This is a genomic window from Kitasatospora sp. NPDC028961 (genome assembly GCF_055564815.1).
The window spans coordinates 187,771-213,390 of sequence record NZ_JBVHVO010000003.1; the positions used below are offsets into that span (position 1 = coordinate 187,771).

The 25,620-nt window shown below is 74.2% G+C and carries 25 protein-coding genes and 1 riboswitch; of the genes, 10 read left to right on the top strand and 15 right to left on the bottom strand.

The features are described 5' to 3' along the window. Positions 1-23 precede the first annotated feature (23 nt). Genes thiE through ACZ4UX_RS08310 form a run of 3 tightly spaced genes read right to left on the bottom strand, consistent with a single transcriptional unit; the run spans position 24 to position 2,297 of the window. On the bottom strand, positions 24-674 hold the full coding sequence (gene thiE / locus ACZ4UX_RS08300) for a thiamine phosphate synthase (protein WP_465706080.1): 651 nt from the start codon (positions 672-674) through the stop codon (positions 24-26). Further along, positions 674-1,039 (bottom strand): Rv2175c family DNA-binding protein, encoded by a 366-nt coding sequence (locus tag ACZ4UX_RS08305; RefSeq protein WP_329487275.1) that lies wholly within the window; start codon positions 1,037-1,039, stop codon positions 674-676. The genes thiE and ACZ4UX_RS08305 overlap by 1 nt, the downstream gene beginning before the upstream one ends. A gap of 52 nt (positions 1,040-1,091) precedes the next feature. Then, the gene (locus ACZ4UX_RS08310) at positions 1,092-2,297 is read right to left on the bottom strand and encodes an NAD(P)/FAD-dependent oxidoreductase (protein ID WP_465706081.1); all 1,206 of its coding nucleotides are present in this window, start codon (positions 2,295-2,297) and stop codon (positions 1,092-1,094) included. A gap of 99 nt (positions 2,298-2,396) precedes the next feature. Then, positions 2,397-2,509, top strand: a riboswitch (TPP riboswitch). Positions 2,510-2,512: 3 nt separating this feature from the next. Here ACZ4UX_RS08310 and thiO point away from each other — a divergent pair. The 5 genes from thiO to ACZ4UX_RS08335 all read left to right on the top strand — a co-directional run bounded on the left by thiO (position 2,513) and on the right by ACZ4UX_RS08335 (position 8,050). Next, entirely contained in the window at positions 2,513-3,673 is a 1,161-nt protein-coding gene (gene thiO / locus ACZ4UX_RS08315; protein ID WP_465706082.1) for a glycine oxidase ThiO, read from the top strand. Continuing rightward, positions 3,670-3,879, top strand: coding sequence for a sulfur carrier protein ThiS (gene thiS / locus ACZ4UX_RS08320; protein WP_329487278.1), 210 nt, complete (start codon positions 3,670-3,672; stop codon positions 3,877-3,879). Before thiO ends, thiS begins: the two co-directional genes overlap by 4 nt. A 2-nt stretch (positions 3,880-3,881) precedes the next feature. Beyond that, positions 3,882-4,679, top strand: a complete 798-nt coding sequence (locus tag ACZ4UX_RS08325; RefSeq protein WP_465706083.1) for a thiazole synthase — start codon at positions 3,882-3,884, stop codon at positions 4,677-4,679. 89 nt (positions 4,680-4,768) lie between these two features. Continuing rightward, entirely contained in the window at positions 4,769-6,538 is a 1,770-nt protein-coding gene (gene pknB, locus ACZ4UX_RS08330) for a Stk1 family PASTA domain-containing Ser/Thr kinase (RefSeq protein ID WP_465706302.1), read from the top strand. 141 nt (positions 6,539-6,679) lie between these two features. Next, the gene (locus tag ACZ4UX_RS08335; RefSeq protein ID WP_380382793.1) at positions 6,680-8,050 is read left to right on the top strand and encodes an FAD-binding oxidoreductase; all 1,371 of its coding nucleotides are present in this window, start codon (positions 6,680-6,682) and stop codon (positions 8,048-8,050) included. Between the two features lie 7 nt (positions 8,051-8,057). On the opposite strand, the gene ACZ4UX_RS08340 is transcribed toward ACZ4UX_RS08335, so the two are convergent. Then, a complete protein-coding gene (locus ACZ4UX_RS08340; protein ID WP_359834345.1) occupies positions 8,058-8,687 on the bottom strand; it encodes a molybdopterin-dependent oxidoreductase in 630 nt (209 codons plus the stop codon). Between the two features lie 218 nt (positions 8,688-8,905). Here ACZ4UX_RS08340 and bfr point away from each other — a divergent pair, with 218 nt between their 5' ends. After that, the gene (bfr, locus tag ACZ4UX_RS08345; RefSeq protein WP_329487282.1) at positions 8,906-9,385 is read left to right on the top strand and encodes a bacterioferritin; all 480 of its coding nucleotides are present in this window, start codon (positions 8,906-8,908) and stop codon (positions 9,383-9,385) included. Positions 9,386-9,401: 16 nt separating this feature from the next. On the opposite strand, the gene ACZ4UX_RS08350 is transcribed toward bfr, so the two are convergent. After that, positions 9,402-9,686: a (2Fe-2S)-binding protein gene (locus ACZ4UX_RS08350; protein ID WP_329487283.1), complete on the bottom strand. Its 285-nt coding sequence runs from the start codon at positions 9,684-9,686 to the stop codon at positions 9,402-9,404. Between the two features lie 187 nt (positions 9,687-9,873). Beyond that, positions 9,874-11,211, bottom strand: a complete 1,338-nt coding sequence (locus ACZ4UX_RS08355) for a class II 3-deoxy-7-phosphoheptulonate synthase (protein WP_329487284.1) — start codon at positions 11,209-11,211, stop codon at positions 9,874-9,876. 302 nt (positions 11,212-11,513) lie between these two features. Between ACZ4UX_RS08355 and ACZ4UX_RS08360 the strand changes: the two genes are divergently transcribed. Beyond that, positions 11,514-13,448, top strand: a complete 1,935-nt coding sequence (locus ACZ4UX_RS08360; RefSeq protein ID WP_465706084.1) for an anthranilate synthase family protein — start codon at positions 11,514-11,516, stop codon at positions 13,446-13,448. Positions 13,449-13,499: 51 nt separating this feature from the next. Here the strand turns inward: ACZ4UX_RS08360 and ACZ4UX_RS08365 are convergent, their stop codons facing one another. The 3 genes from ACZ4UX_RS08365 to ACZ4UX_RS08375 are packed head-to-tail and all read right to left on the bottom strand — an operon-like array spanning position 13,500 to position 16,227. Continuing rightward, on the bottom strand, positions 13,500-14,183 hold the full coding sequence (locus tag ACZ4UX_RS08365; protein WP_396486880.1) for a response regulator: 684 nt from the start codon (positions 14,181-14,183) through the stop codon (positions 13,500-13,502). Beyond that, on the bottom strand, positions 14,176-15,366 hold the full coding sequence (gene macS, locus ACZ4UX_RS08370; protein WP_329487286.1) for a MacS family sensor histidine kinase: 1,191 nt from the start codon (positions 15,364-15,366) through the stop codon (positions 14,176-14,178). Before macS ends, ACZ4UX_RS08365 begins: the two co-directional genes overlap by 8 nt. A 42-nt stretch (positions 15,367-15,408) precedes the next feature. Then, positions 15,409-16,227, bottom strand: a complete 819-nt coding sequence (locus ACZ4UX_RS08375; protein WP_329487287.1) for a lysophospholipid acyltransferase family protein — start codon at positions 16,225-16,227, stop codon at positions 15,409-15,411. 192 nt (positions 16,228-16,419) lie between these two features. Here ACZ4UX_RS08375 and ACZ4UX_RS08380 point away from each other — a divergent pair, with 192 nt between their 5' ends. Beyond that, positions 16,420-17,214, top strand: a complete 795-nt coding sequence (locus ACZ4UX_RS08380; protein ID WP_352287078.1) for an alpha/beta hydrolase — start codon at positions 16,420-16,422, stop codon at positions 17,212-17,214. 10 nt (positions 17,215-17,224) lie between these two features. Next, the gene (locus ACZ4UX_RS08385) at positions 17,225-17,971 is read left to right on the top strand and encodes a hypothetical protein (protein ID WP_465706085.1); all 747 of its coding nucleotides are present in this window, start codon (positions 17,225-17,227) and stop codon (positions 17,969-17,971) included. 55 nt (positions 17,972-18,026) lie between these two features. Here the strand turns inward: ACZ4UX_RS08385 and ACZ4UX_RS08390 are convergent, their stop codons facing one another. The 5 genes from ACZ4UX_RS08390 to ACZ4UX_RS08410 form a co-directional block, all read right to left on the bottom strand. Continuing rightward, a complete protein-coding gene (locus tag ACZ4UX_RS08390; RefSeq protein WP_465706086.1) occupies positions 18,027-18,770 on the bottom strand; it encodes an endonuclease/exonuclease/phosphatase family protein in 744 nt (247 codons plus the stop codon). A 142-nt stretch (positions 18,771-18,912) separates the two neighbouring features. After that, positions 18,913-19,857: an ROK family glucokinase gene (locus tag ACZ4UX_RS08395; protein WP_329487291.1), complete on the bottom strand. Its 945-nt coding sequence runs from the start codon at positions 19,855-19,857 to the stop codon at positions 18,913-18,915. Positions 19,858-20,049: 192 nt separating this feature from the next. Continuing rightward, complete coding sequence (locus ACZ4UX_RS08400; protein WP_329487292.1) at positions 20,050-20,409, bottom strand: DUF5304 family protein; 360 nt, start codon at positions 20,407-20,409, stop codon at positions 20,050-20,052. Between the two features lie 182 nt (positions 20,410-20,591). Next, on the bottom strand, positions 20,592-21,764 hold the full coding sequence (locus ACZ4UX_RS08405) for an ArsA family ATPase (protein WP_465706087.1): 1,173 nt from the start codon (positions 21,762-21,764) through the stop codon (positions 20,592-20,594). A 25-nt stretch (positions 21,765-21,789) separates the two neighbouring features. Next, positions 21,790-22,224, bottom strand: a complete 435-nt coding sequence (locus ACZ4UX_RS08410) for an SRPBCC family protein (RefSeq protein WP_329487294.1) — start codon at positions 22,222-22,224, stop codon at positions 21,790-21,792. A gap of 324 nt (positions 22,225-22,548) precedes the next feature. On the opposite strand from ACZ4UX_RS08410, the gene ACZ4UX_RS08415 reads away from it, so the two are divergent. Then, on the top strand, positions 22,549-24,342 hold the full coding sequence (locus ACZ4UX_RS08415) for an AMP-dependent synthetase/ligase (protein WP_465706088.1): 1,794 nt from the start codon (positions 22,549-22,551) through the stop codon (positions 24,340-24,342). 47 nt (positions 24,343-24,389) lie between these two features. On the opposite strand, the gene ACZ4UX_RS08420 is transcribed toward ACZ4UX_RS08415, so the two are convergent. Next, positions 24,390-25,529, bottom strand: a complete 1,140-nt coding sequence (locus ACZ4UX_RS08420; protein WP_329487296.1) for a glycosyltransferase family 4 protein — start codon at positions 25,527-25,529, stop codon at positions 24,390-24,392. Positions 25,530-25,620 lie beyond the last annotated feature (91 nt).

The window sequence follows — 25,620 nt, forward strand, 5'->3', positions numbered from 1 at the left end:
GGGAACGGCGGCAGCCGTCCGGGTCAGACCGCGCGCAGCCGCCGGGCGAACGCGGCGGCCGCCGCCCGCGGGTCGTCCGCGGCGGTGATCGCGCGGACCACCACGACCCGGCTCGCCCCGGCCGCCAGTACCTCGTCCAGGTTGCCGAGGTCGATGCCGCCGATCGCGAACCACGGCCGGTCGGTGCTCTGCTTCGCCGCGTACGAGACCAGGCCGAGGCCGGGCGCGTGGCGGCCCGGCTTGGTCGGGGTGGGCCAGACCGGGCCGGTGCAGAAGTAGTCGACGCCGGGCTCGACGACCGCCGCGTCCACCTCGGACTCGGCGTGGCAGGACCGGCCGATCAGTACGTCCTCGCCGAGGATCGCCCGGGCGGCGGGCACCGGCAGGTCGTCCTGCCCGAGGTGCAGCACGTCGGGCCCCGCCGCGTGCGCGACGTCGGCGCGGTCGTTGACGGCGAGCAGCTTGCCGTGGCGGCGGCAGGCGTCGGCGAAGACCTCCAGGGCCGCCAGTTCCTGCTTGGCCTCCAGGCCCTTGTCGCGGAGCTGGACGATGTCCACCCCGCCGCCCAGCGCCGCGTCCAGGAACGCGGCGAGGTCGCCCTGCTCGCGGCGCGCGTCGGTGCAGAGGTAGAGCCGGGCGTCGGCGAGGCGCCGGCGCGGTGTGTCCGCCGCCATCAGATCAGCATCGCCTGGGCGCGGCGCTTCACCTCGGTGCCGCGGTTCTCCTGGAGCGCCTGGATCGGGCTGCCGGGCAGCGACGGGTCCTCGGTGAAGAGCCACTCCAGGATCTCCGCGTCGTTGTACCCGCAGTCGCGCAGCACCGTCAGGGTGCCGGACAGGTGCTTGACCAGGCCCGGGCCGTCGATGAAGGCGGCCGGCACCTGGAGCGACCTGTTCGGGCCGCGGCGGACGGCGATCAGCCCGCCGTTCTTGACCAGGTCGCGCACCTCGGTGACCCGGACCCCCCACTGCTCCGAGATGTCGGGCAGGTACATCCAGTCGGTGACCAGGGATTCAATCTTGCTTTCGATCTCACTCACGTCACCAGACTGCCACCTCCGGGGCCCGCCGCGCACCAACCGGCCCCGCGGACTACCCCGCGACGGCCGACTTCAGGGCCACCGCCGGGTCCGCCGCGCGGACCGGATCGAGCACCGCGGCGCGCTCGACCAGCCGGCGGCCCTGGGTGAGATCGCGCGGGCGGTCCACCGTCAGCAGGGCCCGCAGCACGCCGTCCCGCAGCCAGAGCACCGCCCAGGACGGGTCCTGCGGGGAGCCGCGCCAGAGCAGTTCGTCACCCTCGCCGTGCCGCCCGGCGTACTGCACCGTCCGGCCGAACTGCTCCGACCAGAAGTACGGCACCGGGTCGTACGCCACCTCCGCGCCGAGCACGGCGGCGGCCGCCGCCGCACCGGACTGCAGCGCGTGGTCCCAGTGCTGGACGGTCAGCCGGGCGCCGGCGCGGGCCGACGGGTAGCTCACGCAGTCGCCGGCCGCGTGGACGCCCGGCAGCGTGGTGCGCAGCCGCTCGTCGACCAGGACCGCGCCGGCGGCGTCCAGCGCGACCCCGGAGCCGGCCAGCCAGCCGGTCGCCGGGCGGGCGCCGATGCCGACCACCACCTCGTCGGCGGGCAGGTGCGAGCCGTCCGCCAGCAGCACCGCGCCGGGCTCGACCGCCGCGACGCCCACCCCGCAGCGCAGCTCCACCCCGGCCTCGGCGTACCAGGCCGCCATCGCCCGGCCGATCACGGCCGGCAGCGCGCCGGGCACGGGCGCCGGGCCCGCCTCGACGACGGTGACCTCGCAGCCGGCCGCCCGGGCGGCGGTGGCCACCTCGGCGCCGATCCAGCCCGCGCCCACCAGGACCAGGCGCAGGCCGGGCCGGAGCAGGGCGCGCAGCGCCAGCGCGTCGTCCAGGGTGTGCAGCAGGTGGGCGCGCTCGGCGCCGGGCAGGGCGCGCGGGGCGGCGCCGGTGGCGATCACCAGGGCGTCGTACGGCAGGTCGCCGCCGTCGGTGTGCAGCACGCCGGGGGTGAGGCCGGTGGCGCGGCGGCCGGTGAGCAGTTCGACGCCGAGCTGCGCGAGGTCGAGGTCGAGCGGGGTGGCGTCGGCCTTGCCGAGCAGCACCTCCTTGGAGAGCGGCGGCCGGTCGTACGGGGTGTGCGGCTCCTCGCCGACCACCACGATCCGCCCCCGCCAGCCGCCCTGCCGCAGGCCCGCGGCGCAGTGCGCCCCGGCCAGCCCGGCCCCCACCACGACCACCTGATCCGTCCCGCTCAGCTCTGCCACGCCCGTCACTGTACTGGCGGGCGCACGGGGCGCCAGAGGGCCTCGGGCGCCCCGCCGTCCGCCCCTCGTACGCGCCTTCGGTGGCGGCGACCCCCGGAGTTATGGTGGGGGCACCATCACGGGAGCCCGGCGGACCGGGCTGAGAGGCGGGCTTGCACGGCCTGCGACCGTCCGAACCTGATCCGGGTCATACCGGCGAAGGGAGAGCAGCGACTTTGACACGCTTGGCAGCAGGTACCCATGCCCACGTGCTGGTCGTCGGCGGCGGCATCATCGGCCTCGCCGTCGCCTGGCGGGCGGCCCGGCGCGGACTGACGGACATCGCGGTGGTCGACCCCGACCCGGGCGGCGGGGCCGCCCGGGTGGCCGCGGGCATGCTGGCCCCCGTCACCGAACTCCAGTACGGCGAGGAGCCGTTGCTGCGCCTCGGGATGGCCTCCAACGAGCGGTACGCGGCCTTCGCCGACGAGCTCACCGAGGCCTCCGGCGGCCGGGACACCGGCTACCGCCGGTGCGGCACCGTCGCCGTGGCCCTCGACTCCGACGACCGCGAGGAGCTGCGCGAGCTGCACGCCTTCCACGCGCGGCTCGGCCTCGACTCGCAGTGGCTGACCGGCCGGGAGGCACGCAAGCTGGAGCCGATGCTCGCCCCCGGCGTCCGCGGCGGCCTGCACGTCACCGACGACCACCAGGTGGACGGCCGCCGGCTGGCCGCGGCGCTGGTCCTCGCCTGCGAGCGGGCCGACGTGCGGCTGCACCGCACCGAGGCCACCGAGCTGCTGGTCGAGGGCGACCGGGCCGTCGGCGTCCGGCTGGGCACCGGGGAGACCCTGACCGCCGACCGGGTCGTGCTCGCCGCCGGCTCCCGCAGCCATCTGCTGCCCGGCCTGCCCGCCGGTGTGCTGCCGGCGATCCGCCCGGTGAAGGGCCAGATCCTGCGGCTGCGGATCCCGCCGGCCTACCGGCCGTTCCTCTCCCGCAACGTCCGCGCGGTGGTGCGCGGCCAACACCTCTACCTGGTGCCGCGCGAGGACGGCGAGCTGGTGATCGGCGCCACCAGCGAGGAGCAGGGCTACGACACCACCGTCACCGCCGGCGGGGTGTACGAGCTGCTGCGCGACGCCCACGAGCTGGTCCCCGGCATCACCGAGCTGCCGCTGGTGGAGACCTCCGCCGGGCTGCGGCCGGGCTCGCCGGACAACGCGCCGCTGCTCGGGCCGACCGCCCTGCCCGGTCTGGTCGCCGCCACCGGCCACTACCGCAACGGCGTGCTGCTCACCCCGGTGACGGCCGACCTGCTCGCCGAGTACCTGGTCACCGGCACGACGCCCGCGCTCGCCGAGCCGTTCTCCCCCACCCGCTTCACCACGAAGGTCCCCGCATGAGCGAGATCGAACTCACCGTCAACGGCGAGCCCCGCCGGGTGCCCGCCGCCACCACCCTGGCCGAGGTGGTGACCACCCTCAGCCGGGCCAACTCCGGCGTCGCCGCCGCCCTCAACGAGGCCGTGGTGCCGCGCGGCTCGTGGCCGCTGACGCGGCTGGCCGCGGGCGACCGGGTCGAGATCCTCACCGCCGTCCAGGGAGGCTGACCATGGCCGACGACGTGTTCACCATCGCCGGGACGGCCTTCGGCTCACGCCTGATCATGGGCACCGGTGGCGCCCCCAGCCTGGACGTCCTGGAACAGGCGCTGCGGGTCTCCGGCACCGAGCTGACCACCGTGGCGATGCGCCGGGTCGACGCCACCACCCAGGGCTCCGTCCTGGACGTGCTGACCCGCAACGGCATCCGCGTGCTGCCCAACACCGCCGGCTGCTTCACCGCCGGCGAGGCCGTGCTGACGGCCCGGCTGGCGCGTGAGGCGCTCGGCACCGACTGGGTGAAGCTGGAGGTGATCGCCGACGAGCGGACCCTGCTGCCCGACCCGATCGAGCTGCTGGACGCGGCCGAGACACTGGTCGACGACGGCTTCACCGTCCTGCCCTACACCAACGACGACCCGGTGCTGGCCCGGAAGCTGGAGGACGTCGGCTGTGCGGCGATCATGCCGCTGGGCTCGCCGATCGGCTCCGGCCTGGGCATCCGCAACCCGCACAACTTCCAGCTGATCGTGGAGAGCGCGACCGTCCCGGTGATCCTGGACGCGGGCGCCGGCACCGCCTCGGACGTGGCCCTGGCGATGGAGCTGGGCTGCGCCGCGGTGATGCTCGCCTCGGCGGTGACCCGGGCCCAGGAGCCGGTGCTGATGGCCGACGCGATGCGGCACGCTGTGGAGGGCGGCCGGCTCGCCCACCGGGCGGGCCGGATCCCGCGCCGCTTCCACGCCGAGGCCTCCTCGGCGATGGCCGGCCGGGCCGCGCTGGACACCCGCGAGCGCCCGGCGTTCTAGGCGGTGTCACAAGCCGGGCACAGAGCGCCCCGGGAGCGGTGTCTCCCGGGGCCGGTGCCGGGCGCCCCCACTACACTCGCCGGGTGGACATGGCACTGGACGACCCGCTGATCGGTACCCTGCTCGACGGCCGGTACCGGGTCGAGCAGCGCATCGCGGCCGGCGGGATGTCCACCGTCTACCGGGGCACCGACACCCGGCTCGACCGGGTCGTGGCGGTCAAGGTGATGCACCCCTCGCTCGCCGGCGACGAGGACTTCACCGGCCGGTTCATCCGCGAGGCCAAGGCGGTCGCCCGGCTCGCGCACCCCAACGTCGTCAACGTCTTCGACCAGGGCGCGGACGGCGCCCACGTGTTCCTCGCGATGGAGTACGTGCCCGGCCGGACCTTGCGCGACCTGCTCCGCGACCGGGGCGCGCTCTCCATCCGGGCCGCCCTGGACGTCCTGGAGCCGGTGCTCGCCGCGCTCGGCGCCGCCCACCGGGCCGGTCTCGTCCACCGCGACGTCAAGCCCGAGAACGTGCTGATCACCGACGGCGGCCTGGTGAAGGTCGCCGACTTCGGCCTGGTCCGGCTGCTGAACGCCGGCGACGGCGCGGCGAGCTCCGGCACCGCGACCACCGGCACCGTCCTCGGCACCGTCTCCTACCTGGCCCCCGAACAGATCCGCCCCGGCGCCGGGACCGACCAGCGGGTGGACGTCTACGCGGCCGGCATCCTGCTCTACGAGCTGCTCACCGGCCACCGTCCGCACACCGGCGAGAACCCCGTCCAGGTCATGTACCGCCACCTGCACGAGGACGTCCCGGCGCCCTCGCTGACCGTGCCGGGCGTCGGTCCCGAGCTGGACGCGATAGTCGCCGCGGCCTGCGCGCGCGACCCGCGGGACCGCCCGTACGACGCGGTCGAGCTGCTGGCCGCCCTGCAACGGGTCCGCCGCGCGCTCACCCCCGCCCAGCTCGACGCCGAGCCCCCGGCCTCCACCCGGCCCAGCCCGCGGTACCCGACCAACGAGCCGACCTCGGTGATCCGGCCGGCCGTGGTCGCGCCCCCGGTCGAGCGCACCAGCGTGCTGGACGTGCCGCCGGAGGTGATGGAGCAGCTGCTCACCGAACCGCGCCCGTACGACGAGCCCGCGCCGGTGCGCACCCGGCGCCGCCCCGGCCTGTGGCGCCGGCTCCCGCGCAAGCCGCTGATCTGGACCTCCGTCCTGGCCGCGCTGGTGCTGCTGGTCGGCGGCACCACGTACGCGCTCTCCGGCGCGCTGTACACGACGGTGCCGGGCGTGATCGGCAAGGACCGCGGCGAGGCGCAGCGGATCCTCGACGGCGCCGGGATGCACGGGCGGTTCACCGAGGTGTACAGCGAGAGCGTCCCGGCCGGTCAGGTGATCTCCACCGACCCCGGGGTCGGGGCGCGGGCGCGCAAGAGCGACGCGGTCGGGGTCACCGTCTCCCGGGGGCCGAAGCGGATCGCCGTGCCCGAGCTGGTCGGCCGGCCCGCCGAGCAGGCCGCCGCCGCCCTGAGCGGCGTCCAGCTGGCGCGCGGCGGCGTCACCGAGACGTACAACGACACCGTGCCGGAGGGCTCGGTGATCAGCAGCTCGCCGGTGGCCGGCCAGCAGGTGCCGGAGAACACCCCGGTCTCGCTGGTGGTCAGCAAGGGCATGGTGGCCGTTCCGGACGTCACCGGGATGTCCAAGGACGACGCTGCCAAGGCTCTGCAGGCCGCCGGGTTCGCCATGCAGAGCAGCGGGGTCAACCTGTTCGGCACCGGCAAGGTCTCCAGCCAGTCCCCGGCCCCGGGCGAGCGCCGCCCGCAGCGCACCGTGGTCACGGTCAACTTCCCTTTCATCTAAGGATTTTGCCCAGCCTTGGGGTCACGCGACGTAGCGTGGAACCAGGCCTGCCCGGCCCCGCCTGCCACGGCCAGGAGGGCTGCGGCGCCGGGATCTCCGGACGGGGCTGCGCGGCGGCCGGTACCCGAGGATGTGGTCGTCATGGGCGGACCCGCCGTCGACGGCTTGAGGGAGCGTGTACGGGGCGCGGTGATCACGCCCGCCGACGAGGGCTACGAGCAGGCCCGCCGGGTCTACAACGGCACGGTGGACCGCCGGCCGGCGGCGGTCGTCCGGGTGGCCAACGCCGGGGACGTGATGGCCGCCGTCGACTTCGCCCGGGAGAGCGGCCTGGAGCTCGCGGTGCGCGGCGGCGCCCACAGCGCGCCGGGCTACGGGACCTGCGACGGCGGCCTGGTGATCGACTTCTCCGACCGGCACGGCGTCCGGATCGACCCGGTGGGCCGGACGGCGCGCTGCGAGGGCGGCGTCACCTGGGGCGACCTCAACGACGCCGGGTACGCCTTCGGGCTCGGGGTGACCGGCGGGATCATCTCCACCACCGGCATCGCCGGGCTGACCCTCAACGGCGGCTTCGGCCACCTCGCCCGAGGGTTGGGGCTGAGCTGCGACAACCTGGTCTCGGCCGATGTGGTCACCGCGGACGGGCGGTTCCGGACGGTGAGCGAGGAGCAGGAGCCGGACCTCCTCTGGGCGCTGCGCGGCGGTGGCGGCAACTTCGGCGTGGTGACGTCCTTCGAGTACCGGCTGAGCCCGGTCAAGGACGTGGTCGCCGGGCCGTTCGTCTACGAGCTGGAGCACGCGGCCGAGGTGCTGCGGTTCTACCGCGAGTACGTCCGGGAGGCCCCCGAGGAGCTGGGCATCTTCCCCGGCTTCCACGTCGCGCCGCCGCTGCCGTTCCTCCCCGAGGACCGGGTCGGCGACTCCTTCATCCTGCTGGTGCCGTGCTGGTCCGGCCCGCCGGAGCGGGCCGAGGCGGTACTGGCCCCGCTGCGGGACGCCGCGCCGGTGGTCGCCGAGGGCGTGGACACGGTGCCGTACCCGGCCTTCGCCGCCGCCTTCGACCCGCTGCTGCCGCCCGGCCTGCGGCAGTACTGGAAGGGCGCCTTCGCGACCGAGCTGACGGACGCGGCGATCGCCGCGCACACCGAGCACGGCCCGCGGGTGCCCACGGTCCACTCGGCGGTGCACATCTACCCGATCAACGGCGCCTGCCACCGGGTTCCCGCCGACGCGACGGCCTTCGCGCACCGGGAGGCGACCTTCGCCACCGTGATCCTCGCGGCCTGGACCGATCCGGCCGACGACGCGGCCGACACCGCCTGGGTGCGCGGCTACTACGACGCGCTCGCCCCGCACTCCGACGAGGGCGGCTACATCGGCTTCATGGACCACGACGACCAGCACCGGATCGAGGCCAACTACCGGGGCAACTACGCCCGTCTGACCGAACTGAAGCGGCGGTACGACCCGGGCAACCTGTTCCGGCTGAACCAGAACATCCGGCCCTGAGGGGCCGCTACCGCAGCGGCCCGTCGCCCGGCTCCTCCTGGTAGGAGTAGCGCTGCTCCCGCCAGGGGTCGGCCAGGTTGTGGTACCCGCGCTCCTCCCAGAAGCCGCGCCGGTCGGCCCGCATGTACTCCACCGCCCGCACCCACTTGGGCCCCTTCCAGGCGTAGAGGTGCGGGACGACCAGCCGGACGGGGAAGCCGTGCTCGGCGGTGAGCGGCTCGCCGTTGCGGTGGGTGGCGAAGAGCGTCCCGGGGTCGGCGAAGTCGGCCAGCCGGAGGTTGGCGCTGTAGCCGTACTCGGCCCAGACCATCACATGGGTGACACCGGGCGCCGGAGGCACCCGGGCCAGCACTTCGGAGGCCGACACGCCGGTCCACTCGCTGCCGAGCACGGAGAACTTGGTCACGCAGTGGAAGTCGGCGCGGACGGTCGCCCGGGGCAGGTCGTTGAAGCCGGCGAAGTCCCAGCGGTGCTTCGCCGCCGAGGCGGTGGCGCCGAACACCTGGAAGTCCCAGGTCAGCGGCTTGAAGCGGGGTACGGGGCCGTAGTGCAGGGCGGGCCAGCCGCGTTGCGTCCGCTGGCCCGGCGGGAGTCTCGGGTCAGACGGCGGAGGTGGTTCTTGCTCGGACTGACCCATGGCTCCATGGTGACAGACGGCGGACAACGCCTGGCGCGCGCCCCTTTCGGGTGCCGTGCGCCCCGCCCGTACGGCCCATTGGGCCACCAAATCGGATATTCCGACACATGTCCTAGTGAGTGTGAACTTACTGGAATTCGGCCCCGGCGCGGTGCCAGGATGCGTGCAGCCGGAGGGTACGGCCGTGAGTCCCGGACGCGAAGCAGGAAGGCACCGCCATGAAGGGCGACACCGAGGTCATCGAATTCCTCAACGAGCAGCTCACCGCCGAGCTGACCGCCATCAACCAGTACTTCCTGCACGCGAAGATGCAGGAGAACAACGGCTGGACGAAGCTCGCCAAGTACACCCGGCACGAGTCCTTCGACGAGATGAAGCACGCCGAGGTGCTCACCGACCGGATCCTCTTCCTGGACGGGCTGCCCAACTACCAGCGGCTCTTCCACGTCCGGATCGGCCAGACCGTCAAGGAGATGTTCGAGGCGGACCGCCAGGTCGAGGTCGAGGCGATCGACCGGCTGAAGCGCGGGATCGTGGTCATGCGGGCCAAGAACGACGTCACCTCGGCGAACATCTTCGAGGACATCCTGGCCGACGAGGAGCACCACATCGACTACCTCGACACCCAGCTGGAACTGCTGGAGAAGCTCGGGGAGGCGCTCTACCTCGCCCAGCTGATCGAGCAGCCGGAGTCCTGAACCCCCGGCCGTACCCTCAGGCCGCGCGCAGCGGCCGGGCCGGCAGGACGGCCGGCGCCTGGGCCCCGTCCCGCGGTTCGGCCTCCTGGTCGTCGGCCAGCCCCAGCTTGGCCGCCAGCCGGGCGGTCGGGCAGGGCCGTGCGCCGTGCTCACCGAGCAGCGCCTGGATCCGTCGGACGCAGGAGCCGCAGTCGGTACCGGCCTTGCAGCCCCGGGCTATCTGGCGCGGGGTGTTGGCACCCGCGTCGATCTCCTTCTTCACCTGGGCCTCGGTGACCGCATGGCACATGCACACGTACATCGCGGTCTCTCCCTGCGAAGGCGACTGGCTCGAAATCGATCTTGACTAAGGCATGCCTTAGTTCACTAAGCCTCACCTTACCCGGGGATCCGGGCATGAAAAAGCCCCTCCGGGTTCGGGAGTCCCGAATCCGGAGGGGCTTTCGTCACATCGGGGCCGGCCGCAGGGCCCGCCCGGGGGCGACGGCTCAGTTGCCGCCGCGGTACATCTCGGCCACCAGGAAGGCCAGGTCCAGCGACTGGCTGCGGTTGAGCCGCGGGTCGCAGGCCGTCTCGTAGCGCTGGTGCAGGTCGTCCACCAGGACCTCGTCGCCGCCGCCGACGCACTCGGTGACGTCGTCGCCGGTCAGCTCCACGTGGATGCCGCCCGGGTGGGTGCCGAGGCCGCGGTGCACCTCGAAGAAGCCCTTGACCTCGTCGAGCACGTCGTCGAAGCGGCGGGTCTTGTGGCCGCTGGAGGCCTCGAAGGTGTTGCCGTGCATCGGGTCGCAGATCCAGACCGGCTGGGCGCCGGAGGCGGTGACCTTCTCCACCAGGGTGGGCAGGTGCTCGCGGATCTTGCCCGCGCCCATCCGGGTGATGAAGGTGAGCCGGCCGGGCTCGCGCTCCGGGTCCAGCTTCTCGATCAGGGTGAGCGCCTCGTCGACCGAGGTGGTCGGGCCGAGCTTCACCCCGATCGGGTTGCGGATCCTGGACGCGAACTCGATGTGCGCGTGGTCCAGCTGGCGGGTGCGCTCGCCGATCCAGACCATGTGGCCGGAGACGTCGTACAGCTCGCCGGTCCGCGAGTCCACGCGGGTCAGCGCGGTCTCGTAGTCGAGGATCAGCGCCTCGTGCGAGGAGTAGAACTCGACGGTCTTGAACTCCTCCGGCGCCACGCCGCAGGCGTTCATGAACGCCAGCGCGTTGTCGATCTCGCGGGCGAGCTGCTCGTAGCGCTGGCCGGCCGGCGAGTTGCGCACGAAGTCCTGGTTCCAGGCGTGCACCTGGCGCAGGTCGGCGTACCCGCCGGTGGTGAAGGCGCGGACCAGGTTGAGCGTCGCGGCGGAGGCGTTGTACATCCGCTTCAGGCGCTCCGGGTCCGGGTTCCGGGACTCGGGAGTGAAGTCGAAGCCGTTCACCGAGTCGCCCCGGTAGACCGGCAGCGTCACGCCGTCGCGGGTCTCGGTCGACTTGGAGCGCGGCTTGGAGTACTGGCCGGCGATCCGGCCGACCTTCACCACGGGGACGGAGGCGGCGTACGTCAGCACGGCCGCCATCTGCAGCAGGGTCTTCAGCTTGTTCCGGATGTGCTCGGCCGAGACACCGTCGAAGGCCTCGGCGCAGTCACCGCCCTGCAGGAGGAACGCCTCACCACGCGCCACGGCACCGAGCCGGGCGCGCAGCTGGTCGCACTCGCCCGCGAAGACGAGCGGCGGATAGGAGGCGAGCTCCGCAAGGGTCTTGCGCAGAGCCTCGTGGTCCGGCCATTCAGGCTGCTGCGCCGCGGGCAGGGACTGCCAGGGGTGGGGATTCGTCACGGTCACACGGCAAGGCTACGGGGTGGGACAACCGAATTGTGACCGCCGCTCGCTGGGTGAGACACCCGGTGGACAATCGTGTGAGGCGGCTCACGGCGCCCGCCGGATCCGCTACGCTCGACGCATGAACGCGCCGCACACCTTTTCCTGGTGGTGGGCCGACCCCTCGGGTGGCCCACCGATCGCGCGTTCCTAGACGAACACGACGGCCGCCCCTCGGGGCGGCCGTCGGCGTTTCGGCGCGGACGGCCCTCCCGGGAGCGGAACCCCGAACCACCGCACCCGCCCTCCCGGAAGGAAGCCGCACCGTGAACCTCGCAGCCGACCTGCTCGCCCGCCTCACCGGCCCCGACGCCCCGGCGTTCGCCCTGCTGCACCGCCGCGCCCCCCGGCTCACGCCGGACACCGTCGAGGTCCTGCTGGGCACCGTCGACAGCTACGAACGGCTGGCCGACCTGCCGGTCCGCGCGGGCGTCCCGGCCGACGGCCCGGTGCACGACCTGCTCGCCCTCGTCCCGTTCCGGCAGATCCGCGAGCGCGGCTTCGAGGCCGTCGACGACGCCACCCCGCTGCAGGCGCTCTCGGTCACCGAGCAGTACGCCCTCCCGCTGGCCGAGCTGCTCCCGGCGCTCCCCCGGCGGCCGGTCGCGCTGACCGGCGGCGCGTTCGACATCGACGACCAGGAGTACGCCGGGATCGTCCGCCGGGTGATCGCGGACGAGATCGGCCGGGGCGAGGGCGCCAACTTCGTCATCCGGCGGGACTTCACCGCCACCCTGGAGGACTACTCCCCCGCCCTCGCGCTGACGCTCTTCCGCAGGCTGCTCGAACAGGAGCGCGGCGCCTACTGGACCTTCCTGGTGCACACCGGGGAGCGGGTCCTGGTCGGCGCCTCCCCCGAGGTGCACGTCCGCCAGAGCGGTGGCACGGTCGTGATGAACCCGATCTCCGGCACCTACCGCTATCCGGCGGGCGGCTCCGACATCGACTCGCTGCTCGCCTTCCTCCGTGACCCCAAGGAGCTGGAGGAGCTGACCATGGTGGTCGACGAGGAACTCAAGATGATGTGCACCGTCGGCGACCTCGGCGGCCAGGTGCTCGGCCCCCGGCTCAAGGAGATGTCCCACCTCGCGCACACCGAGTACGAGCTGCGCGGGCGCACCTCGCTGGACGTCCGCGAGGTGCTGAGGGAGACCATGTTCGCCGCCACCGTCACCGGCAGCCCGGTCCAGAACGCCACCCGGGTGATCAGCCGGTACGAGCGAGGCGGGCGCGGCTACTACGCCGGCGCGCTCGCCCTGATCGGCCGCTCGGCCAGCGGGGGCCAGCAGATGGACTCCCCGATCTGCATCCGCACCGCCGACATCGACCCGGCCACCGGCCGGCTGGTCGTCCGGGTCGGCGCGACCCTGGTCCGCCACTCCGACCCGGACTCCGAGGTCGCCGAGACCCACGCCAAGGCCGCCGGGGTGCTCACCGCGATCGGCGCCCGCCCGGCCCCCGCCCGGCTCCCCAACCCGTCCGGCCCGCGGCTCGCCGAGGACCACCGGGTCCAGGCCGCGCTGGACGCCCGGCGGGCCGACCTCGCGCCGTTCTGGCTCCGGATGCAGGAGCCGGCCCCGGTCACCCGGAGCGAGGAGACCCTGGTGGTGGACGGCGAGGACACCTTCACCTCGATGCTCGCCCACCTGCTGACCTCGCACGGCCACCGGGTGACCGTGGCGCGCTTCGACGAAGCCGGCCTGCGCGAGCGGGTCGCCGCCCACCCCGGCCCGCTGGTGCTCGGCCCCGGCCCGGGCGACCCGGCCGCCGCCGACGACCCCAAGATGGCCGTCCTGCGCCCGATCGTCGCCGACGCGCTGGCCGCCGTCCGCTCCGGTGCCCGCACCGCGCCGCTGCTCGCCGTCTGCCTGAGCCACCAGCTGCTCGCGGAGCGGCTCGGACTGCCGCTGGCCCGCAAGGCCGTGCCCCACCAGGGCGCCCAGGAGACGGTCGAACTCTTCGGCGCCCGGCACACGGTGGGCTTCTACAACACCTTCACCGCGCGCTGCTCGGACCAGGACGCCGCCCGGCTCGCCGCCGAGGGCGTCGAGGTCTCCCGGGACCGGCTGACCGGCGACGTCCACGCGCTGCGCGGCGCCGGGTTCGCCGGGCTGCAGTTCCACCCGGAGTCGGTGCTCACCCGGGACGGCGTCGGGATCGTCGCCGGGCTGCTGCGGTCGGCTGCCGCCGTCCACGGCTGAGACCCCGGGCGGGGCGCGCCCGTTCGTCCGGCGCGCCCCCGCCCCGGGGCGTCAGGCCTCGTCGTCCAGGCCCTGCTGGATCGCGTACCGGACCAGCTCGACCCGGTTGTGCAGCTGGAGCTTGCCGAGGGTGTTCTGGACGTGGTTCTGCACCGTGCGGTGGGAGAGCACCAGCCGGTCGGCGATCTGCCGGTACGACAGGCCCTTCGCGACCAGCCGCAGCACCTCGGTCTCCCGGGCCGTCAGCTGCGGCGCGGCGGGGGCCGTCGGGGCGGCCGGCTCGGCGGCCAGCCGGCGGAACTCGCCGAGCACCAGCCCGGCCAGGCCCGGGGTGAAGACCGCGTCGCCGACGGCGGTGCGGCGCACCGCGTCCAGCAGCTCGTCACGGCCGGCCGACTTCACCAGGTAGCCGGTCGCCCCGGACTTCACCGCCTCCAGCACGTCCGCGTGCTCACCGCTGGCGGAGAGCACCAGGACGCGCACCGAGGGATCCTGGGCGACCACCTGGCGGCAGGCCTCGGCGCCGGACAGGCCGGGCAGGTTGAGGTCCAGCACCACCACCTGCGGGGCGCAGGCACGGGCCCGGCGGACGGCCTCCTCGCCGTCCCCGGCGGTGGCCACCACGTCCAGCCCCGCCTCGGCGAGGTCGCGCGACACGGCGTCGCGCCACATCGGGTGGTCGTCCACGACCATCACCCGCACCGGCGGCCGGTCGGTCATCGGCTGGTCAGCCATCGGAACCCCTCCTCGGGACGCGCAGTTCGACCTCGACGCCCTCCCCGGGCACCGAGTACAGCTCGGCCGTACCGCCGAGGTCCAGCAGCCGGCCGCGGATCGACTGGGAGACGCCCAGCCGGCCGGCCTGTTCCGCCTCACCGAGCCGCCCGGCCGCGAAGCCCGGACCGTCGTCGCGGACGCTGACCGTGACGGCCTCCGGCTCGTCCTCCAGCAGGATCCAGGCGTGCGCCCCGGGCCCGGCGTGCCGGCGGACGTTGTCGACCGCGGCGCCCACGGCCGCCGCCAGCTCGCCGGCCGCCGGGCCGGGCAGCAGCACCGGGGTGCCGGGGGCGGAGAGGGTGATCCGCTCGTCCGTGTAGGGGCCGAGCAGGGTGCGCAGGTCCTGCGGCTCCAGCGGCGCGCGCTGCGCGGGCAGCGGTCCGCCGCTCATCAGGGCCCGCAGCGCGCGCTCCTGCTCGCCGGCCAGCCGGCCGAGTTCGGCGAAGTCCGCGCCCCGGCCGGGGCCCTGCTCGCCGCCCCGGCGCTGGACCAGGGCGAGCACCTGGAGCACCCCGTCGTGGATGTCCCGGGAGAGCCGCTCGCGCTCCCGGTTCGCGGCCTCGACCTGGAGCGCCCGGGTCAGCGTCGCCTCGCTGGCGCGGGCCAGTTCGATCACGTAGCCGATCGCGCAGCCGGCCACCATCAGCAGCACGATGTTGTGGATGTTGTCGCCGGTCGGACCGCCGTGACCGAGGATGTTCGCCACCCCGATCACCGATCCGGCCGCCGCCGCCCAGCGCCAGCCGCCCCGGCCCGCGAAGCCCAGGACGGTGCCGGCCGCCCAGATGGTGGGCAGCGTGGGCGCGCCGTGGGCGATCCGGGCCGGGTCGTCGGTCATCCCGCTCATCACGATGCCGGTGACGACCAGGGTGAGGTCGGTGCCGAGCACGTACCAGGTGCAGCGCAGCGGCCCGGCGAAGGCGCGGGTGCTGGCGAGCGTCCAGAGCGTCAGCGCGCCGAGGTAGATCCAGCCGGCGACGGGGTGCAGGAACTCCAGGTACGAGTCGAGGTAGCGCAGCACCGCGTAGCAGAGCGCCAGCACCCGGAAGAACGAGATGGCCCGCCAGAGCGGCAGTTCGACGGACATGCCGCCGGCCGCCACCGCCGCGCCGACCGCTCCGGGTCTGTTCCCGTCCGACATCTCCGTGCCCCTCCCCCTGCGGGCGGACTCCGGCCTCCCGGCCTAGGCCGACCCGCTCTCCTTCTGCTCCTGCTCGGCGGCCTTCTGCGCCTTCTCCGCCTCCGCCTTCTCGGCCTTGGCGGCGGCCTGCTCGGCCTTCTGGACGGCCTTGCGCTCGGCGTCGGCACGCTTCTTGTCGTCGGCGATCTGCCGCTTGGCGGCGGTCGCGTAGACGTCCACGTACTCCTGGCCGGAGAGCCGCATGATCTCGTACATCACCTCGTCCGTCACCGAACGGAGGATGAAGCGGTCGTTCTCCATGCCGTGGTAGCGGGAGAAGTCCAGCGGCCGGCCGATCCGGATGCCCGGACGGATGCCGAAGTTGGGGACGACCTGGCCGGGCGGCTGCACCTTCTCGGTGTCGATCATCGCGACCGGGATCACCGGCGCGCCGGTGGCCAGCGCGACGCGGGCCAGGCCGCCGACCTTGCCGCGGTACAGCTTGCCGTCGGGCGAACGGGTGCCCTCCGGGTAGACGCCGAACAGCTCGCCGCGGTCCAGCACGGCGATCGCGCTGCGGATCGCCGCCTCGCCCGCGCCGCGCACGCCGGAGCGGTCCACCGGCAGCTGGCCGACGCCCTTGAAGAAGGCAGCCGTCAGCTTGCCCTTCAGGCCCGGCGTGTTGAAGTACTCCGCCTTGGCGATGAAGGTCACCCGACGCCTGATCAGCGCGGGGAAGAAGAAGGAGTCCGAGAAGGAGAGGTGATTGCTCGCGATGATCGCGGCACCCTCGGCGGGGATGTTCTCCTCACCCTCGATCCACGGCCGGAAGAAGATCCGTAGCAGTGGCGCGACGATCATCTTCATCAGTCGGTAGAACAACGCCGGGCCTCCTGTTATGCGGACCGGTCGATCCTAATGCCCCGCGGCCACCGCCCGCGCCCCGCCCCGCCCCGCCGGGGTGTCCGGCAGGGGTGTACGACGCGTGCGGGCGCGTGGGACGATGCGGTTTCCGCAGCCCGCCGTTCCGCCCTCCCCCGTCCCAACGCGCCGCCGCCCGCGAAGGAGCCCGTCATGCCGCTGCTGCCCGGTGCCGAACCGTACCGCCACCGGGGCGGGCCGGTGGGCGTACTGCTCTGCCACGGGTTCACCGGCTCGCCGCAGTCGCTGCGCCCGTGGGCCGAGGAGCTGGCGGCGGCCGGGTACACCGTCTCGCTGCCGCTGCTGCCCGGCCACGGCAGCCGCTGGCAGGACATGCAGGTGACCCGCTGGGAGGACTGGTACGCGGAGGTCGAGCGGGAGTTGCTGGCGCTGGCCGCCGAGTGCGAGCGGGTCTTCGTCCTCGGGCTGTCGATGGGCGGCGGGCTGGCGCTGCGGCTGGCCGCGCTGCACGGCCCGGTGGTCTCCGGACTGGTGCTGGTCAACCCGTCGGTGCGTTCCGACAACCCCGCGAGTGTGCTGCTTCCGGTGCTGCGCCACGTGGTGCCGAGCCTGCCCGGGATCGCCAACGACATCGCCCGCCCGGGCTCCGTCGAGGTCGGCTACGACCGGACGCCGCTGCACGCCGCCTGGTCGCTGGCCCGGCTCTGGAAGGACGTGCAGCGCCGGCTGCCGCAGGTGACCCAGCCGGTCCTGCTCTTCCACAGTCCGCAGGACCACGTGGTCTCGGCGGCCAACTCGGAACTGGTGCTGGCCCGGATATCCTCGACCGACGTGACGGAGCGGTTGTGCCAGCGCAGCTACCACGTCGCGACGCTGGACCACGACGCGGCGGAAATATTCGCGGCCGGCCAGGACTTCATCCGACGGCTGGCTCCCGCGCACGCGGCGGGCGTCACCCGGATCGAATCCGACGATCACCAAGGCTGAAGGGCCGGAAGTGCACGAGAGCAGCACGGCGGGCGGCGAGGACGAGGCGCCCCGCGAGGACGCGGAGAACACCGAGGCGGACGCCTCGAAGGCCGAGGCCGCCAAGGCCGACGGCGTGAGGACCGAGGCCGCCAAGACCGAGGCCGCCAAGACCGAGAGCGCGAAGACCGACGGTGTGAAGACCGAGGGCGCCTCGGGTGAGGCCGCCCCGGCGCCCGAAGCGCCCCGGGTGCGGCGCGCGCCCGAGCGCAGCCAGGCCGAGCAGGACGAGATCTTCGCCGCGCTGGTCGCCCAGTTCGACGACCCCGTCGACCTCAACAACCCGGACTGGCCGGAGGTCGAGGACCTCCGGGCGCGCGGCGAGCTCAAGGGCGGGTTCAAGGAGGGCACCGACCCGGACGACCTCGCCGACCTGGCACCGCAGCCGCGGCCCCGCTCCACCCGCCCGGTGATGCCGGCCGCCGGATCGGGCCCGCGCGACTTCGAGCTGACCGAGGAGACGGACGAGGGCCACTTCGTCCCGCCGGAGCCGCCGCCGCTGCCCGCCGCGGACGTCACCGCCAAGTTCGCCTGGCTCGCCGTGCTCGGCGGGCCGGCCCTGCTGCTGTTCGACGCGGTGGTCTGGCGCGAGGTGTCCGGCTGGCCGGCCTGGGTCGGCGTGACCGCCTTCCTCGGTGGCTTCGTCACCCTGGTGGTCCGGATGAAGGAGCGCGACGAGGACGAGCCGGAGGACCCGCACGGCGGCGCCGTCGTGTAGGGCCGCGCACCGGCGGCCCGGGGCCGAGCCGGTCACCCCGGCCCGGCCACGGAGTTCAGCCGGCCGGGAGTTCCAGGACGGCGAGCAGCGGCAGATGGTCGGTGGCGGCCCGCAGATCGCCCTCGGTGACACCGGGCAGGCCGTGCGGCACCCCGCACGCGAGCACCCGGACGCCGGGGGTCGCGAAGACGGCGTCGATCCGCTGGTAGGGGTTCTCCGGGACGGACGTGAAGGTGCCGCCCCAGGGCGCCGCGAGATGGCCGTCCTGCAGCCGGCCGGCCAGCAGCTGCCAACCGGCGCCGTCCGGGTGTTCGTTGAAGTCCCCCGCCACCACGCCGAGTTCGGTGATCTTCAGCTGGTCCAGCAGCAGCTCGAACTGGCCGCGGCGCTCCTCGGCGTCCAGGCTCAGGTGGCAGCTGGTGACGCCGAACGGCGCCGAGCCGGCGATCCGGACCAGCGCGCTCGCGAAGCCGCGCGCGTGCAGCCCGCGGGTCTTGGGCAGCAGCCGGTCGTGGACGGCGAGCAGCTCCACGCCCGGGCCGCCGAGCAGCAGCGGCCCCGCGGCGATCCGGCCGCCGCCGGCCAGCACCTCGGTGCCGGTCGCCCGCGCCAGCCAGGCCGCCCGGCCCCGCGGGCGCCAGTAACGCGGCGACTCCTGAACGCAGACCACGTCCGGTTCACAGGCCCGGATCACCCGAACGAGGGCGTGCCGGTCGTCGCGGAGCGAGCGGATGTTGTAGCTGAGCAGCCGCAGCCGCCGCGGCCCGGGCGGCGGCAGGTCGGTCGGTCCGGTGGTCAAGGCGGTCCTCCCCTTTCGTCCGGTGTCGACCGTACGACAGGGGCCGGGCGGCCGGGGCGGAACACGACGGCGGCGGCGCGGCCGGGCCACGAGGGCACCGGTCACGCCGCCGCCGTCGGCGGGTGCGGGGTGGGTGGGTGGGTCAGACGGTGCGGGCGAGGTCCGCCGCGCCGGCGATGCCGGAGGCGGAACCCATCGAGGCGAGCACCACCTCGGCGCGCGGGCGGTGCACCCCGCCGGTCAGGTAGTGCTCGAAGGCCTTGGCGACCGGGTCGAGCAGCAGCCGGCCGGAGTCGGAGACCCCGCCGCCCAGCACGAAGACCGCCGGGTCGAAGAGCGCGGCGAGGTCGGCCATGCCGCGGCCCAGCCAGTCGGCCAGCTCGTTGTAGCAGTCCAGGGCGAGCGGGTCGCCCGCCTCGGCCGCCTCGGTGATGTGGATGCCGCGGATGGTCTCGGCGACGCCGTCGTTCAGCTCCAGCATCCGCCGGCCGCGCACGGGGTCGGCGGCGGCCATCTCCCGGCCGTAGCGGCGCAGCGCCCGGCCCGAGCCGTACTGCTCCCAGCAGCCCTTGCCGCCGCAGCCGCAGGGCAGGCCGTCGGGGACCATGTTGAGGTGGCCGATCTCGCCGGCCACGCCGAACCGGCCGCGGTGCAGCCGGCCGTCCAGGACGATCCCGCCGCCGATGCCGGTGCCGACGGTGATCAGCACCATGTCCGAGTACTCGGCGGCGGCGCCGAAGCGGAACTCGGCCCAGGCGGCGCAGTTGGCGTCGTTCTCGACCACGGTGTCCAGGCCGGTGAGCTCCTCGATCCGGCCGCGCAGCGGCTCGTCCTCCCAGTCGATGTTGGGGGCGAAGATCACCGTGGAGCGGTCGCGGTCGACGAAGCCGGGGGCTCCGACACCGGCCGCGACCACGTCGGGGTACTGCTCCTTGAGCTCGCGCACGGCCTGCGCGATGGCATCGACCGCCCACTGCGGGTCGGCCGGGGTGGGCACCCTGGTCCGGGCCAGGATCTCGCCCGCCTCGTTGACCACGCCTGCCGCGATCTTGGTCCCGCCGACGTCGACGCCGATGGTCAGAGCCATGTGTCCCTCAGCTATTCACTCGTTCCCGCTGGACGGAACGGTACCGTCCAACCCTGCCCCCGTACACACCGTCGCCTACATTAACCGAAGACAATTCGCGCCCAAGCTCGCCGAGCAGCTTCAAAAGTCGTACATTCTGCCCCGCTCCGTCACAGCGAGGGTCCGCACGGTCACTTCCCGGGAGTCCGGGGTTCACTGCTTGTCGGACGGCCCGTCAGGTGTGTCGAGGTCGATCCGCTCGCTGCGCGCGGCGTCCCCGGCGGTCCAGCGGTGCTCGTGGCCGGCCACGGCGGCCCGGTAGGCGGCCATCAGCTCCCCGCCGGCGGCGGCCAGGCCGGTGCCGGCGGCGGACAGGTGGCCGTACACCTCGGGCTGCTTCTCGCGCAGGCGCTCGGCGAGGCCGGCCAGCGAGATCAGGGTGTCGGCGCTCGCCTCCTGGGCCTTCTGGCCGACGACGGACGCGAACCGGCGCACCTCGTCCACCAGCGGGCCCAGCTCCGGGCCGAACGGGTGCTCGGCGGCCTGCTCGGTGCGGTCGTCGGCAGTGGTCATCGCGGGCGTCTCCTCAGCTCCGGCCGCGCCTGCGGCCCCTGGCCCCGACGCTACCGGACGGGCCCGACCGCCCCGACGGCCCGCCATCGGCGCCGGCGCACGGCCACCGGGCGGCGCGGGAGGCGAACCGGCGCACGGCCACCGGGCGGCGCGGGAGGCCCGGCCGCGTCCGCGCAGGGTGCTCAGCCGCGCGGCCAGAGCGCCGGATCGGGCGCGAAGCGGACGGCGAGCGCCCCGTCGTGCAGGCCCGCGCCCGCCACCGTGCAGCGGCGCAGCGCCGAGGGCAGCGTGAGCACCCGCCGGTGGGCACCGAGGCCGACCACGAGTTCGTCGCCGCGCCGCACCAGGTCCAGGTCGGCCCGCTCGGCGCCGGGCAGCGCGAGGTGCCAGACCAGCAGTCCGTCCTCGGCCAGCCGGTCCTCGACGCTCCACGGCTCCGGGTCGAGCGGGGCCGGGCCGGCGCCCGCGCCGTAGAGGCGGTCCGCGACGGCCTCCAGGGTGACCTCGGCGAACCCGGTGACCAGCACCGGGACGTCGCTCGCGGCGGTCAGCGCGGCCAGCTCCTCCTGCCGGCGCCGGGCCAGCCCGGCCAGCCAGGGGTCGGCCGAGTCGGCGGCGGCGTCCGGCAGCGCGCCGTGCACCACCACGGCGTCCGGCCGGTGGCCGTGCAGGGCCAGCCCGGCCCGGATCCGGCGCAGCTCCCCGTGCGGGTGGGCGTCGGCGGCGGTGACCAGGCGGACGCTGGTGCCGGGGGCGGCGAGCGCCGCACGGGCCTCGGCGAGCGCGGCGGCCGCCTTGGTCCGGCCCTCGTAGAGCCAGTCGGCGGGCATCGGCACCCCGGCCAGGCCGGCCAGCAGCGGACGCAGCGCCCGGGCGGCCTGCCGCTGCTCGGGCACCAGCCGGGCCAGGTAGCGCTCCAGCTGCTCGGGCAGCGCGAGCGCGGCGATCAGCTCGGCGGGCGGCGGGGCGAGCACCACCAGGACGTCGGCCTCGGCGGCGGGCAGGGCCCGGAGCAGGGCGAGCCGGGCGGTGCCCGGGAGGGCGGTGAGCTCCTCGGGGTCGAGCGGGTCGGCGCCGAGCAGGTCGAGCGCGGGCTTGATCCGGCCGCCGATCTCGCCGAGGGCGTGCCGGAACGCGGCCTGCTCGTCGATCCTGGCCACGGTCAGGCCGGGGGCGTACGGGGCCGGTTCGGGCTCCAGCCGGGCGCCGAGGACGGCGTCCAGGGTGCGGTGCGGGTCGTCGGCGGCCAGCAGCAGGGTGCGCCGCCCCTGCCGGGCGGCGTGCAGGGCGGTGGCGGCGGCCACCGTGGGCGCCGCCGCGTCGCCGCTGACCAGGATGGTGCGTGTCGCCGTCATGCCGTCCAGCCCCGCTTTCCCGGCGTCAGCCCTCGACGCGCTTCTTCAGTCCGGCCAGAGCCCGGTCGATGATGACCTTCTCGGCCTTGCGCTTGATCATCCCGAGCATCGGGATCTTGACGTCGACGGCCAGCTGGTAGGTGACCTCGGTCCGGCCGCCGTCCAGCGGGGCGAGCGAGTAGGAGCCGTCCAGCGAACGGAGCATCTGGCTGCGCACCAGCGTCCAGCCGACCTCGCGGTCGCCGTCCCAGGTGTAGGCCAGCACGTGCTCGTCGCGGATGGCGCCGGCGTCGAGCAGCAGGCGCACCTGGGCGGCGCGGCCGTTCTCGGCGGTCTCCAGCACCTCGACCTCCTTGACCTCGCCGGTCCAGGCCGGGTAGGCGGCGAAGTCGGCGATCACGGCCATGACCTTCGCCGGGGTCGCGTCGATGGTGATGCTCGACCTGGTGTGCTCCGCCATGGGTATGGCCCTCCGCGTCGTCCCTTGCTGCCGGCCCGGCCGAGCCTGCTCGGTCGGGTGCGCCCGGAGCAGGCTATCGCGCCCGGCGATCCCTCAGGTCCGGGGCTCGGAGGGTGCGGCGGCCCCGGGCTCGGGGGCGCTCGCAGGCTACCCGCCGGTCACGTCCGGGCTGCCGTAGGGTGCCATTCGAACGACCCGGTCACGGCCTGGTCGGACCGGGTAAAGGTGTGACACTTCGAACACCGGAGCCGACCCCCCTGGTCGAAGCTGCCTACCGGGCAGTAACGTCCTGCCGTCCCGCAGCGTCGCGAACGAGGAGCAGTCTTGCTCGACTTCAGCCTTCCGGCCCTCTACCAGGTACCGAGCGGCGGTAACCTCTCCGACCTCGTGCACCAGAACGCCGAGCGGCACCCGGACGTCGTGGTGCTCAGTCGCAAGGTGGACGGCCGGTGGCAGGAGTTGACCGCCGCCCAGTTCCTGGTCGAGGTGCACGCCGCCGCCAAGGGTCTGATCGCCGCGGGCATCGAGCCCGGCGACCGGGTGGGCATCATGTCCCGCACCCGCTACGAGTGGACGCTGCTGGACTTCGCGATCTGGACGGCCGGCGCGATCACCGTGCCGGTGTACGAGACCTCCTCCGCCGAACAGGTGGAGTGGATCCTCGGCGACTCCGGGGCGGTGGCCGTCCTCACCGAGACCGCCCAGCACGCCGCGGTGGTCGAGGAGGTCCGGGGGCGCCTGCCGCTGCTGCGGCAGACCTGGCAGATCGAGGGCGGCGCCCTGGCGACGCTGGCCGGGGCGGGCCGGGACGTCACCGACGCGACCGTGGCCGAGCGCCGGTCGCTGGCGACGGCCGACTCGATCGCCACCGTCGTCTACACCTCGGGCACCACCGGCCGCCCCAAGGGCTGCCAGCTGACCCACGCCAACTTCATGGCCGAGTGCGGCAACATCGTGGAGCGGCTGGCCCCGCTGTTCCGCACCGGCGAGAGCTCGGTGCTGCTCTTCCTGCCGCTGGCCCACGTGCTCGGCCGGATCGCCGAGATCGCCCCCGCGATGGCCCCGATCAAGCTCGGCCACGTCTCGGACATCAAGGACGTCACCGCCGAGCTGGCGGCGTTCCGGCCCACCCTGATCCTGGGCGTGCCGAGAGTGTTCGAGAAGGTCTACAACACCGCCCGCGCGAAGGCCCAGGCCGACGGCAAGGGCAAGATCTTCGACAAGGCCGCCGACACCGCGATCGCGTACAGCCGGGCGCTGGACGCCGGCGGCGCGGGCCTGGGCCTGCGGATCAAGCACAAGATCTTCGACAAGCTGGTCTACAGCAAGCTGCGCGCCGCGCTCGGCGGCCGGGCCACCCACGCGATCTCCGGCGGCGCCCCGCTCGGCGAGCGGCTCGGCCACTTCTACCGGGGCATCGGCTTCACCGTCCTGGAGGGCTACGGCCTGACCGAGACCTGCGCGGCCACCGCCTTCAACCCGTGGGACAAGCCGAAGATCGGTACGGTCGGCCAGCCGCTGCCCGGCGCCGCCGTCCGGATCGCCGAGGACGGCGAGGTCCTGTTCAGGGGCCCGCAGGTGTTCACCGGCTACTGGAACAACCCGCAGGCCACCGCCGAGGCGCTGAAGGACGGCTGGATCTCCACCGGCGACATCGGCTCGCTGGACTCCGAGGGCTACCTCACCATCACCGGCCGCAAGAAGGAGATCATCGTCACCGCGGGCGGCAAGAACGTCGCCCCGGCGGTGATCGAGGACCGGATCCGGGCGCACGCGCTGATCGGCGAGGTGATGGTGGTCGGCGACCGCAGGCCGTTCATCGGCTGCCTGGTCACCGTGGACGAGGACTTCTTCCCCAAGTGGAAGGAGCTGAACGGCAAGCCCGCCACCGCCACGGTGGCCGAGCTGCGCGAGGACGCGGACCTGCTGGCCGCCGTCCAGGCCGCCGTGGACGACGGCAACGCCGCCGTCTCGCACGCCGAGGCGGTGAAGAAGTTCCGGCTGCTGGACACCGTCTTCTCCGAGGAGAGCGGCCACCTCACGCCGTCGCTCAAGCTCAAGCGCAACCTGGTGCTGAAGGACTTCGCGGCCGACGTCGAGGCGATCTACCAGCGCTGACCGTACGGTGCGGGCCCCGCCGCGGTGGCGGGGCCCGCACCGCTTCGTCAGCCCGCCAGCAGCGAGGTCAGCCGCCCGGCCAGCAGGTCCCACCGCCAGGAGCGGTCCACCCAGCGCCGCCCGGCCTCGCCGAGCCGCCGGCGCAGCTCCTCGTCGTTCAGCAGCCGGACGATCCGCTCGGCCGCGGCGGCCGGCGAGCCGCCCGGCACCACGTAGCCGGTCTCGCCCTCCAGCACCGCGTCCGGCGCGCCGCCGGAGTCCCCGGCCACCACCGGCAGACCGGTCGCCGAGGCCTCCAGGTAGACGATGCCCAGGCCCTCGACGTCCAGCCCGCCCCGCCGGGTGCGGCAGGGCATCGCGAAGACGTCCCCGGCGCCGTAGTGCGCGGGCAGCTCCGACCACGGCACCGCGCCGGTGAACCGCACCGCGTGGCGCACGCCCCGGGCGTCGGCGAGCTTCTCCAGGTCCGCCCGGTAGGGTCCGTCGCCGACGATCAGCAGCACGGCGTCCGGCACCTCGGCGAGGATCTGCGGCATCGCCTCGATCAAGGTGTCCTGGCCCTTGCGCGGCACCAGCCGGGAGACGCAGACCACCACCGGCCGGTCGGCCAGCCCGAGCCGGCGGCGCAGCTCGGCGCCGCCCGAGTCGGGGTGGAAGGTCTGCTCATCGACCCCCGGCGGCAGCTGCACCATCCGGGCGGCCGCCTCCGGGCCGACCGCGTCGGCGATCCGGGAGCGGGTGTACTCGCCGAGGTAGGTGAGGGTGTCGGTACCGGCGCCGATCCGGCGCAGCAGCTGCCGGGCCACCGGGAGCTGGGCCCAGGCGGCCTCGTGGCCGTGCGTCATGCCGAGCAGCCGCCCACCGGCTCCGGCCCGGCGCAGCGCGGGCGCCATCAGCCCGAGCGGGGCGGCCGCGCCGAACCAGACCGAGTCGCACTTCTCGGCGCGGAGGATCTCGGCGGCCCGGCGGGTGACGCGCGGTGTGGGAACCATCACCTTCGTCCGGTCGCGGATCACCGGGAACGGCTGTTCGGCGTCGAAGCGGGCGACCTCGGCGCCGTCGCGCCAGGTCGACGCGTAGACCACGATGCTCCCGGCGGGCTGACGGACAGCCATGTTGTGGACGAAGGCCTGGATGCCGCCGGGTCGCGGCGGGAAGTCATTGGTGACGATCAAGGTCTTGTGCATCAGGCCACGGCTCGCTCGGTCGGGGGGTGCTCGGTGTACCGCTGGGTGATCCGTACGATAGGTCAACACCACGACCCGCCGGGAACGGATC

Bases quoted from the DNA above. Each gene is read 5' to 3' on its own strand.
- ACZ4UX_RS08325 (WP_465706083.1), top strand. From the start codon at position 3,882: ATGGCCGACGACGTGTTCACCATCGCCGGGACGGCCTTCGGCTCACGC.
- ACZ4UX_RS08395 (WP_329487291.1), bottom strand. From the start codon at position 19,857: ATGGCTCTGACCATCGGCGTCGACGTCGGCGGGACCAAGATCGCGGCA.
- ACZ4UX_RS08380 (WP_352287078.1), top strand. From the start codon at position 16,420: ATGCCGCTGCTGCCCGGTGCCGAACCGTACCGCCACCGGGGCGGGCCG.
- ACZ4UX_RS08335 (WP_380382793.1), top strand. From the start codon at position 6,680: ATGGGCGGACCCGCCGTCGACGGCTTGAGGGAGCGTGTACGGGGCGCG.
- ACZ4UX_RS08340 (WP_359834345.1), bottom strand. From the start codon at position 8,687: ATGGGTCAGTCCGAGCAAGAACCACCTCCGCCGTCTGACCCGAGACTC.
- bfr (WP_329487282.1), top strand. From the start codon at position 8,906: ATGAAGGGCGACACCGAGGTCATCGAATTCCTCAACGAGCAGCTCACC.
- ACZ4UX_RS08350 (WP_329487283.1), bottom strand. From the start codon at position 9,686: ATGTACGTGTGCATGTGCCATGCGGTCACCGAGGCCCAGGTGAAGAAG.
- thiE (WP_465706080.1), bottom strand. From the start codon at position 674: ATGGCGGCGGACACACCGCGCCGGCGCCTCGCCGACGCCCGGCTCTAC.
- ACZ4UX_RS08420 (WP_329487296.1), bottom strand. From the start codon at position 25,529: ATGCACAAGACCTTGATCGTCACCAATGACTTCCCGCCGCGACCCGGC.
- ACZ4UX_RS08405 (WP_465706087.1), bottom strand. From the start codon at position 21,764: ATGACGGCGACACGCACCATCCTGGTCAGCGGCGACGCGGCGGCGCCC.
- ACZ4UX_RS08400 (WP_329487292.1), bottom strand. From the start codon at position 20,409: ATGACCACTGCCGACGACCGCACCGAGCAGGCCGCCGAGCACCCGTTC.
- macS (WP_329487286.1), bottom strand. From the start codon at position 15,366: ATGTCGGACGGGAACAGACCCGGAGCGGTCGGCGCGGCGGTGGCGGCC.
- ACZ4UX_RS08410 (WP_329487294.1), bottom strand. From the start codon at position 22,224: ATGGCGGAGCACACCAGGTCGAGCATCACCATCGACGCGACCCCGGCG.
- ACZ4UX_RS08365 (WP_396486880.1), bottom strand. From the start codon at position 14,183: ATGGCTGACCAGCCGATGACCGACCGGCCGCCGGTGCGGGTGATGGTC.
- pknB (WP_465706302.1), top strand. From the start codon at position 4,769: ATGGCACTGGACGACCCGCTGATCGGTACCCTGCTCGACGGCCGGTAC.
- thiS (WP_329487278.1), top strand. From the start codon at position 3,670: ATGAGCGAGATCGAACTCACCGTCAACGGCGAGCCCCGCCGGGTGCCC.